This is a genomic window from Cupriavidus sp. GW821-FHT07C08 (assembly GCF_059419025.1).
In genome coordinates, this window is sequence record NZ_JBWKQZ010000016.1 from 134,889 (window position 1) to 147,492 (window position 12,604).

Sequence of the window (12,604 nt, forward strand, 5' to 3'; positions counted from 1 at the left end):
CCCGCGAGGCAGGCTTTGCCTCAGCCCAGCCTGAGGGCCGCGCCGGCCTGCTCGCTGACGTAGCCCGACAGCGCCGCATACAGCTCGCCGCCGTTGCGGGTGTCGATCCAGCGCTCGCCGTCGCGGCGGAAGTGGAAGCCGCCGGCGCGCGCGGCCACCCACAGCTCCTGCATCGGCGCCTGGCTGTTGATGATGATCTTGGTGCCGTTCTCGAACTCCAGCTCCATCACGTTGCCGGTGCGGCTGATCTCAATATCGGCGTCGGCCGCGTCGGCGGCCGCCTCGACCGTGGCTTCGATGCGGTCCAGCTCCTGCGTGGCCAGGGCCAGGAACTCGCTTTCGCTCAAGGGGGGCATGCTAAACTCCGAGACCGCCGTTGCCGCCGCTGCCCGGACCGGGCGTACGTGGCGCGAACGGCTTTTTTTGTTAAGAATCCTTCGGATGCCCGGCCGTTGCGCGTCGGGCCATCCAACGCCTTGCCAACAGCCTAAAGGACGACCCGATGCTGCGTCGTGTTGCGATTGTATCGGCGTTTGCCGCCGCCCTTACGATGCCCCTACTGGGCGGATGCGGCATCCGCGGGCCACTGACCATGCCCAAAGTGCCGCCCGAGCCGACCCCGCCGACCGTGACGGATCCGGGCCTGGGCCGCGCCGATGCCATGCCGGCCCCGCCCGCCACCCCTGCCCCCGCCACGCAACCGGCCTCGTCCCCTGCCGCCCCCACCACCCGATAACCATGACTGCATTTTTCCATCGCCAGGACGGCGCGCTTGCCGTCGAGCAGGTGCCGCTGGCGCGCATCGCCGCTGAATTCGGCACGCCGACCTATGTGTACTCGCGCGCGGCGCTGACCGCTGCCTACCAGGCCTACGCCGCCGCCTGCCAGGGCCGCAAGGCGCAGGTCCAGTACGCCATGAAGGCAAACTCCAACCTGGCGGTGCTGCAGGTGTTTGCCAAGCTCGGTGCCGGCTTCGACATCGTCTCGGGCGGCGAGCTCAAGCGCGTGCTGGCCGCCGGCGGCGACCCGCGCAAGGTGGTGTTCTCCGGCGTGGGCAAGAGCGCGGCGGAAATGGAACTGGCGCTGGCACACGACGTGCGCTGCTTCAATGTCGAGTCGATCCCCGAGCTGGACCGCCTCAACGAAGTGGCCGGCCGCATGGGCAAGCGTGCGCGCGTGTCACTGCGCATCAACCCGGACGTGGATGCGAAGACGCACCCGTATATCTCCACCGGCCTGAAGGGCAACAAGTTCGGCATCGCCTTCGAGGACGTATTGCCGACCTACCGCGCCGCGGCCGCGCTGCCGCACCTGGAAGTGACCGGCATCGACTGCCATATCGGTTCGCAGATCACCGAGGTGGAGCCCTATCTTGAAGCGCTGGACAAGGTGCTGGACGTGGTCGAGGCGCTGGAGCGCGACGGCATCCGCCTGGAGCATATCGACGTTGGCGGCGGCCTGGGCATCACCTACACCGACGAAACCCCGCCGGACATCACCGGCTTTGCCACCACGCTGCTGGAACGCGTGGCCGCGCGCGGCCACGGCCACCGCGAGGTGCTGTTCGAGCCGGGCCGCTCGCTGGTGGGCAACGCCGGCGTGCTGCTGACGCAAGTGGAGTTCCTCAAGCCCGGCGCGGCCAAGAATTTCTGCATCGTCGATGCCGCCATGAATGACCTGGCACGCCCGGCCATGTACGAGGCCTACCACCGCATCGAGCCGGTGGTGCTGCGCGATGCGCAAGCGGTGACCTACGACATCGTCGGCCCGGTGTGCGAATCGGGCGACTGGCTGGGCCGCGACCGCGCGCTGGCGGTGCAGCCGGGCGACCTGCTGGCAGTGATGTCGGCCGGCGCCTACGGCTTCACCATGAGCTCCAACTACAACACCCGCCCGCGCGCCGCCGAAGTGATGGTCGATGGCGCCAGCGTGCACCTGGTGCGCGAGCGCGAACTGGTCGAGGACCTGTTCCGCGACGAACGCCTGCTGCAGGACTGAATCCCAAAGCCCGGCCCGCCTACGCGGCGGGCTGGCGCGCCCCCGCGGGCTTGCGCAGCCGCCACCACAGCCGCATCCCCAGCAGCACGAACACTACCGCGGCGTAGATCGACACTTCGCCAAAGTCGTTCTTGCCCGCCTTGTGCCACCAGTAGTGCAGGATGGCCAGCACGGCGATCGCATAGACCAGCTTGTGCAGCGCCTGCCAGCGCTTGCCGCCCAGCCAGCGCACCATGCCGTTGGTCGAGGTCAGCGCCAGCGGGATCATCAGCATGAAGGCAGTGAAACCCACCGTAATGAAGGGCCGCTTGTACACGTCCTTGATCATGTAGGCGAAGTCAAAGCCGCGGTCCACCCCGATCCACAGCAGGAAGTGCTGCAGGCCGTAGAAGAATGCAAACAGGCCCAGCATGCGCCGCAGCTTGATCAGCCAGTTCCAGCCGGTGAGACGGCGCAGCGGGGTAATGGTCAGCGTCAGGCACAGCATCACCAGCGTCCAGGTGCCGGTGGAGCGGGTCACGAATTCAAGCGGATTGGCGCCGAACTGTTCCGTGGCACCCAGGTACAGCAGCCGTACGAACGGCAGCAGCGCCAGCAGCCAGAGCGCAAGCTTGAGCGCGCGCACGCGCTGCGGCGACAACGTGGCCAGGCCGGCCGGCTTGCGCGCCGCCATGGCGGCGGCGCTGGTGGAAGAGGTAGCCATGTGTTCGCCTTGCATCAGAAGAACTTCTTCAGGTCCATGCCCTGGTACAGCGAGGCGACCTGCTGGCCGTAGCCATTGAACGGCAGGGTCTTGCGCTTGGGCGCAAACAGCGCGCCAAAGCCGCTGCCGCGCTCCTCGCCGATGCGGCGCTCAGTGGCCTGGCTCCAGCGCGGATGGTCCACGTCCGGGTTCACGTTCGAATAGAAGCCGTATTCCTGCGGCGCGGCCAGGTTCCAGCTGGTGGGTGGCTGCTTGTCGACAAAGCGGATCTTCACGATCGACTTGGCGCTCTTGAAGCCGTACTTCCATGGCACCACAATGCGCATCGGCGCGCCGTTCTGGTTGGGCAGGGTCTCGCCATACAGGCCGAAGGTCAGCAGCGCCAGCGGGTGCATGGCCTCGTCCATGCGCAGGCCCTCGCTGTACGGCCAGTCGAGCACGCCGCTGCTGACGCCGGGCATCTGCTTCTTGTCGGCCAGCGTGATGAACTGGATGTACCTGGCACCAGGCTGCGGCTCGACGCGCCGGATCAGCTCGGCCAGCGGGTAGCCGACCCACGGGATCACCATCGACCAACCCTCGACGCAGCGCAGGCGGTAGACGCGCTCTTCCATTGCCGCCAGCTTCATCAGCTCGTCCAGGTCATAGACCTTGGGCTTCTTCACCAGCCCTTCCACCGACACCTGCCACGGGCGCGGGCGCAGCGTGCCGGCGTTGCGCGCCGGGTCGGACTTGTCCGTGCCGAATTCGTAGAAGTTGTTGTAGGTGGTGACGTCCTCGAAGGGCGTGCGCTTGTCGGTGATGACGTAGGCGTTGTTGGGCGTGGCGGCCAGCTTCTGGCCGTGCTGCCCCTGCGCCAGGGCCTGGCGCGCAAACCACGGCGCCAGCGTGCTGCCGGCGGCGCCGGCGGCGGCCAGCGCCAGCACGCGGCGGCGCGCTTCGAAGACGTGACGGGGCGTGATCTCGCTGGCGGCGATATCGCCGCCGCGCAGCCATTTGGGGGAAGGGATCAGCATGGTTTTCCTCGTTGCCTGGCCGTGCCGGCGCCGGTCGCGCCAACACGCTTGCAGGATTGGACTCTGGCCTTGGTCGGAGAGTGCGGGCCAGTCCTGACAGTTTTTTGTGCCTGCGTCGGAATGCCGCGGGTCATGAGGCGTCAGACGCACGTAATGTGCCGCCTGCACCTCGCGCCCCGCTATCCACCCTGGTATTGCTGGTACACCACCTGCGCCAGCGTCAGCAGCCGCGCCCGTTCCAGCGGGCCCGCCAGCGCAAATCCGAGGTCGCGGTCGATCCAGTAGAAGGCCATCATCGGGTCGCGGCCGGGGGCTGGCCGCCTGGTGCCTGCGCCTGGCATGCGCTCGACGCGGAAGCCCGTATCGGGCGTGCCCTGTGCCATGCGCCGCAGCTGCAGCGACAGGCGCGTGCCATCGTCCGCCTCATACATCAGGATGGCCGACGGACCGCCTTCGGCCACGCCCAGCCGGCCGCCGATCAGGTGGAAGCCCTGCGCGCGCAGGTCCGGCACCTGCAGCGCCGTGCCCAGGCGCTTGGACAGCCATGCGATCAGGTGGGCCTCTTCCGTCGCCGCGACTTCAACCGGGTGGCGCATTTCCGGAGCGTAGACCGCGTGCGTGGCCAGCGCCTCGCGCGCAAAGCGCTCGCCGGGGGCCATCGCCACGGACACGCCGCCAAGGCGGCCATGGGCCAGCCAGCCGAGAACGCCGCCGACAGACAGCAGCGCCACCGACGCGCAGGTGGCCGCCAGCGCCATGGTCCAGCGCGGCCGCCGTGGTCGCGCGGTGTCGCGCCGGCCATCGCCATGCAGCCCGGGCGGCAAGGCCGCGAGCGGCACCGGTTCGTTCAGTATCGGATCCAGCCCCCCGTGCAGGGCGTCGGCCTGCCGGCGCCAGGCGGCAACCTGCGCCGCCGCGTCCGGGTGCTGCGCCAGGTACGCCTCCACGGCCGCGCGGCGCGCGCCGGAAAGCTGGCCATCGGCGTAGGCGTGGAGATCGGCTTCGTGGATGGCGGACATCATTTCACCCGCTGCAGGGGCTTGCCGGAAGCTGCCGGCGCGGCAGCGGACGCCTTGCCGTCGAGCAGCCGGCGCATGTGCTCGCGCGCCCGCGCCAGGCGCGACATGACTGTGCCCTGCGGCACGTCGAGCACGCGCGCGGCCTCGGCGTACGTCAGTTGCTCCAGGCTGACCAGCAGCAGCACCGCGCGCTGCGCCTCCGGCAGTTGCGCCAGCGCCTGCACCAGGTCGCGGCGCAGGCCGGGGTCGTCAGCGGGGGCGCTGACCTCGGGCAGCGTGTCGGTGGTGACCACCAGTTCCTTCCTGCGCACGGTATTCAGGCGCAGGCGGTGCATCAGGGTCAGCAGCCACGGCAGCAGGCCATCGGCGCCGTCGCCCCACCAGGCGCCGGGGCGCAGGCGGAAGCGCCAGCGGTAGCGCAGCGCGCGCTCGAGCGTGTCCTGCACCAGGTCGTCGGCCAGCGCCGCGTCGCCGGTGAGGCCGCGCGCATGGCGCCGCAGCCGCGGCGCCAGCGCGACGAGCTGGCCGTCAAACCCTTCCATGCCGTGGCTGCGGTGGTGGCTGCCGAAGCGTCAGGGCTTGGCCACGTGCCAGACGTTGTTGAGGTTGTCGCCGGCGCGGTCGCCCGGCTTGGCGTCCTTGGCAAAGCGGTACAGCGGCATGCCGCGGTACGCCCACTGCTTGCCGCCGTCATCGCGCGTGATGATGGTGTACTGTCCCGACGCACTGGTGCCAGGTGCTGCCATCAGCGGCGGCCAGTTGGTGGCGCACGGGCCGTTGCAGGCGCTCTTGCCGCTGCCGGCGGTGTCGCGGTCGAAGGTGTACAGCGTCAGGCCCTGCGGATCGGTCAGCACGCCACTGGTCACCTTCACCGTGGGCGGCATATTGCCGGCAGTGCCGCCCATACCGGCACAGCCGGCGAGCAGGACCGCCGCGCAGCCGAGCGCGAGCGCGGCGGGACGAACGAGGGATGCTGCAGCGTTACGACGCACACTTGCCATGATCTTGTTCTCCATGCAAACCGGTGCCGCCAGCCGGCACCGCTCCTCAAGTAAACACCGGATGTGATGCGTTTATTCCCTGAGTGTCCAAAAAAATTGAAAAAGGACGAAAAAAAACCTGCCCGGAGGCAGGTTTTTGCATTGCAGCATGACGCCGCGTCACAGTTCGCCGTAGCTGTGCAGGCCCGACAGGAACATGTTGACACCCAGGAACGCGAAGGTCGTCACCAGCAGGCCGACCAGCGCCCACCAGGCCGCCACCGTGCCGCGCAGGCCCTTCATCAGCCGCATGTGCAGCCATGCCGCGTAGTTCAGCCAGACGATCAGCGCCCAGGTTTCCTTCGGGTCCCAGCTCCAGTAGCCGCCCCAGGCCTCGGCCGCCCACAGCGCGCCCAGGATGGTGGCAATGGTGAAGAAGGCAAAGCCGACCGCGATGGCCTTGTACATCACATCATCAAGCAGTTCCAGTGATGGCAGGCGCTCGGCCAGGATGCCGCGCTGCTTGAGCAGGTAGGCCACCGAGACCATCGCCGCCAGCGCAAAGGTGCCGTAGCCGATAAAGTTGGCCGGCACGTGGATCTTCATCCACCAGCTTTGCAGCGCCGGCACCAGCGGCTGGATCTCCTGCGCATTGCGGCTGACCGTGTACCACAGCAGGAAGCCCACCGCGGCCGACACCACCAGCATCACGAACGGGCCCAGCGCGCGCGTGGCGTAGCGGCCTTCGTAGTACAGGTAGAACAGCGAAGTGATCAGCGTGAACAGCACGAACACTTCATACAGGTTGGAAATGGGGATATGGCCGATGTCCGTACCGATCAGGTAGGACTCATACCAGCGCACCAGCAGGCCGGTGAAGCCCAGCACCACCGCGCCCCAGCACAGCTTGCTGCCGATGCTGTAGCCCGTGTCCGAGCGCGTCGCCAGCCCGAGCCAGTAGAACAGCGTGGACAGGAACACCAGCGCGCTCATCCACAGGATGGCCGACTGGCTCGACAGGAAATACTTCAGGAAGAAAGCCTGGTCCGCGCGCGCCAGCTGCCCCTGGTAGAGCTGGATCGCGAACAGCGACAGTGCGGTGAGCGCCAGCATCAGCGGGCGCACCGCCTTCCAGTGCCAGCCAAGCAGCGCGAAGGTAGGCACGGCGCCGATCAGCACGGCCTTGTCGTAGCCGTCCATCCACTGCCCGTATTGCGACAGCGCCACGCCGGCGCCAATCGCCAGTGCCAGCGCAAAGAGCCAGTCCACCCAGGTCAGGCGGCGCAGGAAGGAAGGCTCGAGATAGGCCTCGTCAGCGCCGGTGTCGGCGCGCGTGGTGCCGCGCATGGCGGGACCGGCCTGGTTCACATTTGAGGACATAGCGTACCTGCTCAATTCAGTGGGGAGTGCCGGCGGGCCCGGGCGCATCGCTGCGGCCCCCTGCGGCGCGGCCGATATCGTCGCGCAACGCCGTGAATTCCTTTTCGAAATCCATCGTGCGGCGCTGGGTCGACATCGCCATCAGCACATGGCTGCCAGGCTCGGTGTCGCCCTCGGCGGGCTTGTCTTTCACCCAGATCCAGACCCGGCGCTCACGGATATAGAACATCGCGAACACGCCCAGCACCAGCAGTAGACAGCCAAGATACACGATGTTCTTGCCCGGCGCACGGGTCAGCTGGAACACGCTGGCCTTGATCTCCTTGAAGTCGTCGAGCTGCAGGAACACCGGCGCGCCGTAGAAAAAACTGTCCGACAGCGCGTTGATGGCCTGCTGCAGGAAAGTGCCGCTCTTGGCGCTGTTGGCCACCACCGGCAGCTTGTCCTGGGCGCGCGCCAGCTGCCACAGCTCCCACATCGAGCCGTTCAGGATCTTCAGGAGCACGTCGGCCGCCTTCTGCTGCTCGGCCGGGGGCACGGATTTCTCCAGGAAGGCCGCGATCGCGGTGAAGCCGCCCGGGGGCGAATCCGGCGAGGGTCGCGTAGCGCCGGCGAACAGGTCGAGCGCACGCAGCGAGCTTTCCGCCAGTTGGCGGCGCAGGTCGGCCTTGTCATCGCCCGGCATCGACGCCAGCGCAAAGCGGCGCGCGGCCTCGCCACGCAGCGCGCGGTCCTGCAGCGCGGCGCGCAGGCGCATCCAGTCGGCCACGCTGCCCTGGTCGTCGGCGGGGATGCGCAGATAGCGGAATTGTTCGCTGGGCGATTCGCGCATGCCGGCCAGGAACACCGACTGGCCGTCCATCTGCACCGGCACCATGTAGTTGTTGTACTCGCGCGCCTGGCCGGTGCGGTCGCGCAGCTTGTACTGCACCGACGGGCCGACGTTGCGCAGCGTCTTGGCGCGGTCGGTGCTGGCGGCGGCTCCCAGGTGCTTCTCCAGCGTCTCGTTGAAGGACTTGCGCGCCACGCCGCGCGCGTCGGGCTTGCCCGAGGCATCGGTGACGTTCTCGATATTCATCAGCCGGAAGTCGCTGAACTCGACCGTCAGGCCTTCGCTGTCGGCGCTGGTGCCGGTGCCCGCCAGCGGCTTGTTGCCGCCCACCGCGCCATCGACGGTGAAGGTGGCGTGGCCGCTGCCCTGCATCGGGTAGCCGACGAACTTCAGGCGCGAGCCGCCGTCCTCGAAGCTGGACTGGTAGATGGCGATGCCGTCGACGATCAGCGGCTCGTTCACCTTGATGGTGGCCTCGGTCTGCTTGCCGGTGGCGCGGTCGGTCACGACCACATCCGAGGCAAACAGCTTGGGCATGCCGGTCTCGTAGAAATCGACCTTGAACTTCTTCAGCGTGATCGCGAACGGGAGGTCCTGCACCAACGCGCCATCGGCGATGTTCAGGATGGCGGTGGAGACAGTGGAGCCTTCGGGCACGTAAGCGTTGCCGCGGAAGCCCGGGTTGCTCGCCGACAGCCGGTGCTGCGGCGGGATCTCGCTGATGACCGCGTTGCCGCTGATCGGGGTCTTGCCGCCCAGCCACATCTGCGCGCGGATCAGCAGATCGCCATCCAGCAGGCCGCCAATGCAGATCACCACGATAGCGGTGTGCGCCAGGATATAGCCGGCCTTGTTGGCCGCGCCGGCCTTGGCCGCCAGCAGCGTTGCGCCGTCATGCTCGACCGCCTTGAGGCGGTAGCCGCGGTTGCGCAGCAGCGCCGACAGGCGGCTCACCGCCTCGGTGCGCGGGCGCGCGCCGTCGAATTCGCCGCGGTGATGGAAGGCGCGCAGGCTGCGCTCGCGCACATGGTCCTTCCACGAGCGCATGTCCGCCACCATCTTGGGCGCGTTGCGCACCAGGCAGAGGCTGGTCGACACCACCAAAAAGGCCAGGATCAGCAGGAACCACCAGGACCCGTAGACCTTCTGCAGCGACAGCGTGTGGAACACATCGGCCCAGAACGGCCCGAACTGGTTGACGTAGTTGGGATACGGCTCGTTCTGCTTGAGCACGGTGCCGATCACGCTGGCGATGGAGATCACCGTCAGCAGCGCGATCGCGAAGCGCATCGAGGACAACAATTCGACCGCGTCGCGCAGCACGCGGTGAGAGGTCTTCAGGTGCAGCCCTGAAGTGGAAGCGGTCGACATGTGCAGGGAAACCTAAAACAACGTGCGGCTTGGAAATGAAAAAAGGGTGGACATGCTTTGGCAAGCAGGCCACCCTTTTCGATTGTGACAGGCGCGTTCGGTTGCATGCCGCGGCACACCCGCCGGAACGGGGGCCGCCAGACCAACGCGCCGGCGCCTGGCGGGCGCCAGCGGAGTCGCGGAATCGTTATCGAACGCCGGCGACGTAATCCGCCACCGCCTTGATCTCGGCATCCGACATCTTGGCGGCGATGGTCGTCATGACCGGGTTGTTCTTGCGGGTGCCCTGGCGGAATGCCACCAGTTGTGCTTCGGTATAGTCCGCCCACTGGCCGCCGATGCGCGGGTACTGGGCGGGGATGCCGGCGGCAGTAGGACCGTGGCAGGCGGCGCAGGCGGGCACGCCCTTGGCAGCGATGCCGCCGCGGTAGATCTTCTGGCCGGCTTCGATGGTGTCCTTGTTCTTGGCGGTGGCCGGCTTGAGCGACTGCTTGGCCAGGTAGGCGCCGACGTTGCGCATTTCCTCATCGGTCAGCACCGACGCCATCGGCACCATGATCGCGTTGTTGCGTGCCTTGGACTTGAAGTCGGCCAGCTGCTTGTGGACATATTCAGGATGCTGGGCGGCCAGCTTCGGGTTGGCGGCCGCGGCGCTGTTGCCGGCGGCGCCGTGGCAGCTCAGGCAGGCGGGCACATTGCGGTCGGGGGCACCTTGCGTGTACAGCGTTTCACCCTTGGCCGGGTCAGCCTTTGCGGCGGCCTGCTCTGCGGCAGATGCCATTCCGGAAAGGGCGGCGGCAGGAACGGCCAAAGCCAGGACACCCAGAATCTTCGCAATGCGGTTCATTCGCACACCTTCTCTGAATTGTTTTGGATACCGTGATGCGTGCCGGCCCGGCGCTTTGCCGGCGGTGAGGACGCGCCGGTGCAAAGGCTGGTATCGTGGCGACCCGCGCGCGGCTGACCGATCCGCAAAGCGCTGGCCGTGGCGGCAGACCCCGCCAGCCCGCTCCCGCCGCCGCCGCACCCTCCGGTGCAACGCGCAATGCGGGGCAAGGCCCTGCCCACGATGGAACGACACACTAGGCTCCCCGCCCGGACGACGGCAGCCAAGGCACGCGGCCATGGATGCCACGCGTCACCCGTTCAGGAGACCGTTAACCGGCGTATTGTACAATAACTTATGTGCCGGATTGATGCCTTGCGCCTTGTCATGCCCCTTTCGGGCTGCGCCAGATCAACCCCGGCGGGCGGCCCAGGCCGCCAGCCATCCCACCCTGGCGAGACCCCGGCCCCGGCATGCGCAATGCGCACAGCCTCCGCGGCCCGCCCCACCGCTCTAGCGCATGTCCCTTCTTCACCAGGCCCGCTTCTTCATCACCGTGAACCATCTGCGCGACCTGCCCGCCACGGCCGTGCCGGAGGTGGCGTTCGCCGGCCGCTCCAACGCCGGCAAGTCCACGGCCATCAACATCCTGTGCAACCAGAAGCGGCTGGCGTTCTCGTCGCGCACCCCCGGGCGCACGCAGCACATCAACTATTTCTCGGTGGCGCCGGTCAAGGCGCCCGACCCGCTCGCCTTCCTGGTCGACCTGCCCGGCTACGGCTATGCCGAGGTCTCGGGCACGGCCAAGTACCACTGGCAGGGGCTGCTGAGCGACTATGTACAGACGCGCCAGCAACTGTCCGGCCTGATCCTGATGATGGACGCGCGCCGTCCGTTCACGGATCTCGATTGCCAGATGGTGGAGTGGTTCCTGCCGACGGGGCGCCCCATCCACGTGCTGCTGACCAAGGCCGACAAGCTCACCAACAGCGACAACGCCAAGGCGCTGCGCGAGACCCGCAAGATGCTGCAGGGCTACGCCGAGCAGATGGAAACGCCGGTGCCCATGACGGCACAGCTCTTCTCCAGCCTGAAGCGCCGGGGCATCGAAGAGGCGCAGGGCGTGATCGCCGGCTGGCTGAACCTGCCGGAAGCGCAGAAGGCCGAAGCCAAGTCCGCAGCGGAGAAGAGCGAGCCGCCTGCTGCCGACCCGGCGGTGTAATCACCAGGTCAGCACACAAAAAAAAGCCCCGCTGCAAGCAACGGGGACAAACTTTCCCGCCGCAGGGGCGGGTACCCGCTCAGGGAGGAGTAGCGGGGGACACCGCGCCACGCAGGGCGCAACGCAAAGTGTCCGCGAGTATGATAGCGGGCACGCTCAAAAGTTTAGTTTTTCTTCGGCCAGCCGCCTTGGACCGCGCTTTGCCGCGCGCGCCGTGCTTGCCGGCCCGCTTTCCTGTCCAGCCCTACAGTCAAGACGCCCGCCATGTCCACCTTCCCCGAATACCGCCCGCGCCGCATGCGCCGCGATGATTTCTCCCGCCGCATGTTGCGCGAGCATCGCCTGTCCCCGGACAACCTGATCTACCCCGTCTTCATCCTCGACGGCCAGAACCAGCGCCAGGCGGTGGCGTCGATGCCGGGCGTCGAGCGCGTGTCGGTCGACCTGCTGATGCCGGTGGCCGAAGACTGCGTCAAGCTGGGCATCCCAGTGATCGCGCTGTTCCCGGTGATCGACCCGTCGCTGAAGACGCCGGACGGCATCGAGGCCACCAACCCCGAGGGCCTGGTGCCGCGTGCCGTGCGCGCGCTCAAGGACCGCTTCCCCGAGCTCGGCGTGCTCTGCGACGTGGCGCTCGACCCGTACACGAGCCACGGCCAGGACGGCGTGCTGGACGACAACGGCTACGTCATCAACGATGTGACCGTCGAGATCCTGGTGCGCCAGGCACTGGCACAGGCCGAAGCCGGTGTCGACATCGTGGCTCCGTCCGACATGATGGATGGCCGCATCGGCGCGGTGCGCACGGCGCTGGAAGACAACGGACATATCCATACGCGCATCATGGCGTACTCGGCCAAGTATGCGTCGGCGTTCTACGGCCCCTTCCGCGACGCGGTGGGCTCGGCCGCCAACCTGGGCAAGGGCAACAAGATGACCTACCAGATGGATCCGGCCAATACTGACGAAGCCCTGCGCGAAGTGGCGCAGGACATCCTGGAAGGCGCCGACATGGTGATGGTCAAGCCCGGCATGCCGTACCTGGACATCGTGCGCCGCGTGAAGGACGAGTTCCGCTTCCCCACCTACGTCTACCAGGTCAGCGGCGAATACGCGATGCTCAAGGCCGCCGCGCAGAACGGCTGGCTGGACCACGACAAGGTGATGATGGAATCGCTGCTGGCCTTCCGCCGCGCCGGCGCCGACGGCATCCTGACCTATTTCGCGCGCGACGCCGCGCGGCTGCTGACAGCCTGA

General features: G+C 67.6%; 12 protein-coding genes. 3 read left to right on the plus strand and 9 right to left on the minus strand.

Annotation, left to right across the window (positions count from 1 at the left end):
- Window positions 1-20: 20 nt before the first annotated feature.
- Complete coding sequence (gene cyaY, locus AC07UK_RS20630; protein WP_035820422.1) at window positions 21-356, minus strand: iron donor protein CyaY; 336 nt, start codon at window positions 354-356, stop codon at window positions 21-23.
- Window positions 357-738: 382 nt separating this feature from the next.
- Here cyaY and lysA point away from each other — a divergent pair, with 382 nt between their 5' ends.
- On the plus strand, window positions 739-1,998 hold the full coding sequence (lysA, locus tag AC07UK_RS20635; RefSeq protein ID WP_494687182.1) for a diaminopimelate decarboxylase: 1,260 nt from the start codon (window positions 739-741) through the stop codon (window positions 1,996-1,998).
- A gap of 19 nt (window positions 1,999-2,017) precedes the next feature.
- Here lysA and msrQ read toward each other — a convergent pair whose 3' ends face one another.
- The 8 genes from msrQ to AC07UK_RS20675 form a co-directional block, all read right to left on the minus strand.
- A complete protein-coding gene (msrQ, locus tag AC07UK_RS20640; RefSeq protein ID WP_494687181.1) occupies window positions 2,018-2,716 on the minus strand; it encodes a protein-methionine-sulfoxide reductase heme-binding subunit MsrQ in 699 nt (232 codons plus the stop codon).
- Window positions 2,716-3,717 carry a protein-methionine-sulfoxide reductase catalytic subunit MsrP gene (gene msrP, locus AC07UK_RS20645; RefSeq protein WP_494687180.1) on the minus strand — a complete coding sequence of 334 codons (1,002 nt, stop codon included), beginning with the start codon at window positions 3,715-3,717 and terminating at the stop codon, window positions 2,716-2,718. Before msrP ends, msrQ begins: the two co-directional genes overlap by 1 nt.
- Window positions 3,718-3,896: 179 nt before the next feature.
- Entirely contained in the window at window positions 3,897-4,739 is an 843-nt protein-coding gene (locus tag AC07UK_RS20650; protein ID WP_494687179.1) for an anti-sigma factor family protein, read from the minus strand.
- Window positions 4,736-5,278, minus strand: coding sequence for an RNA polymerase sigma factor (locus tag AC07UK_RS20655; protein WP_494687178.1), 543 nt, complete (start codon window positions 5,276-5,278; stop codon window positions 4,736-4,738). The genes AC07UK_RS20650 and AC07UK_RS20655 overlap by 4 nt, the downstream gene beginning before the upstream one ends.
- Before the next feature lie 30 nt (window positions 5,279-5,308).
- Entirely contained in the window at window positions 5,309-5,737 is a 429-nt protein-coding gene (locus AC07UK_RS20660) for a COG4315 family predicted lipoprotein (RefSeq protein WP_494687177.1), read from the minus strand.
- A gap of 159 nt (window positions 5,738-5,896) precedes the next feature.
- The gene (ccsB, locus tag AC07UK_RS20665) at window positions 5,897-7,063 is read right to left on the minus strand and encodes a c-type cytochrome biogenesis protein CcsB (protein WP_494687214.1); all 1,167 of its coding nucleotides are present in this window, start codon (window positions 7,061-7,063) and stop codon (window positions 5,897-5,899) included.
- A gap of 49 nt (window positions 7,064-7,112) precedes the next feature.
- Window positions 7,113-9,299 (minus strand): cytochrome c biogenesis protein ResB, encoded by a 2,187-nt coding sequence (locus AC07UK_RS20670; protein ID WP_436222842.1) that lies wholly within the window; start codon window positions 9,297-9,299, stop codon window positions 7,113-7,115.
- A 187-nt stretch (window positions 9,300-9,486) separates the two neighbouring features.
- Window positions 9,487-10,146: a c-type cytochrome gene (locus tag AC07UK_RS20675; protein ID WP_010812367.1), complete on the minus strand. Its 660-nt coding sequence runs from the start codon at window positions 10,144-10,146 to the stop codon at window positions 9,487-9,489.
- Between the two features lie 499 nt (window positions 10,147-10,645).
- On the opposite strand from AC07UK_RS20675, the gene yihA reads away from it, so the two are divergent.
- Window positions 10,646-11,347 carry a ribosome biogenesis GTP-binding protein YihA/YsxC gene (gene yihA / locus AC07UK_RS20680; protein WP_035817824.1) on the plus strand — a complete coding sequence of 234 codons (702 nt, stop codon included), beginning with the start codon at window positions 10,646-10,648 and terminating at the stop codon, window positions 11,345-11,347.
- Window positions 11,348-11,611: 264 nt separating this feature from the next.
- Entirely contained in the window at window positions 11,612-12,604 is a 993-nt protein-coding gene (hemB, locus tag AC07UK_RS20685) for a porphobilinogen synthase (protein WP_494687176.1), read from the plus strand.

Coding starts and splice junctions, on each gene's coding strand:
- cyaY (WP_035820422.1), bottom strand. CDS start 356: ATGCCCCCCTTGAGCGAAAGCGAGTTCCTGGCCCTGGCCACGCAGGAG.
- lysA (WP_494687182.1), top strand. CDS start 739: ATGACTGCATTTTTCCATCGCCAGGACGGCGCGCTTGCCGTCGAGCAG.
- msrQ (WP_494687181.1), bottom strand. CDS start 2,716: ATGCAAGGCGAACACATGGCTACCTCTTCCACCAGCGCCGCCGCCATG.
- msrP (WP_494687180.1), bottom strand. CDS start 3,717: ATGCTGATCCCTTCCCCCAAATGGCTGCGCGGCGGCGATATCGCCGCC.
- AC07UK_RS20650 (WP_494687179.1), bottom strand. CDS start 4,739: ATGATGTCCGCCATCCACGAAGCCGATCTCCACGCCTACGCCGATGGC.
- AC07UK_RS20655 (WP_494687178.1), bottom strand. CDS start 5,278: ATGGAAGGGTTTGACGGCCAGCTCGTCGCGCTGGCGCCGCGGCTGCGG.
- AC07UK_RS20660 (WP_494687177.1), bottom strand. CDS start 5,737: ATGGCAAGTGTGCGTCGTAACGCTGCAGCATCCCTCGTTCGTCCCGCC.
- ccsB (WP_494687214.1), bottom strand. CDS start 7,063: ATGCGCGGCACCACGCGCGCCGACACCGGCGCTGACGAGGCCTATCTC.
- AC07UK_RS20670 (WP_436222842.1), bottom strand. CDS start 9,299: ATGTCGACCGCTTCCACTTCAGGGCTGCACCTGAAGACCTCTCACCGC.
- AC07UK_RS20675 (WP_010812367.1), bottom strand. CDS start 10,146: ATGAACCGCATTGCGAAGATTCTGGGTGTCCTGGCTTTGGCCGTTCCT.
- yihA (WP_035817824.1), top strand. CDS start 10,646: ATGTCCCTTCTTCACCAGGCCCGCTTCTTCATCACCGTGAACCATCTG.
- hemB (WP_494687176.1), top strand. CDS start 11,612: ATGTCCACCTTCCCCGAATACCGCCCGCGCCGCATGCGCCGCGATGAT.